The sequence below is a fragment of the Vibrio sp. 1580 genome (assembly GCF_033340055.1).
Genome location: NZ_JAWOVT010000750.1, coordinates 1 through 516, shown reverse-complemented (window position 1 = coordinate 516; position 516 = coordinate 1). Strand labels below are relative to the sequence as shown.

General features: G+C 49.6%; 1 protein-coding gene. It reads left to right on the top strand.

All coding sequences use genetic code 11. The features are described from left to right. Positions 1-516, top strand: a 516-nt coding sequence (locus R7093_RS28185) for a tripartite tricarboxylate transporter substrate-binding protein (RefSeq protein ID WP_318147401.1), incomplete at both ends; no start/stop codon positions are given.

Sequence of the window (516 nt, the reverse complement as noted above, 5' to 3'; positions counted from 1 at the left end):
GATTGTTGCTTCTGCAGACTCGCCATACAACACATGGGAAGATGCAGTAAAAGCGTTTGAAGTCGATCCTCGCAAAGTGAAGATTGCTGGGGGCTCAGCGCGCGGCTCTATGGATCACCTTGTCATTGCGGCGGCATTTAAAGGCGAAGGCTTTGATGCGCGTAAAGTCCGTTACATTGGCTATGATGCGGGCGGCAAAGCAATGGCAGCCCTGCTTTCTGGCGAAACCCAATTGCTTTCAACAGGTTTAGGTGAAGTACTGGAAATGTCCAAATCTGGCCAAGTGAAAGTACTTGCTATCACTGCGCCAAAACGCTTAGAAGCCGCGCCAAACATTCCAACATTAACGGAATTCGGCAACGAAACGGTATTTGCGAACTGGCGTGGATTCTTTGCTGCACCGGGCGTTAGCCAAAAGAAAGTCGACGAATGGAATGCCGCATTCACTAAGATGTACAACACAGACGAGTGGCAAGTCGTTCGTGACCGCAATGGTTGGATAGACAACTACAAAGC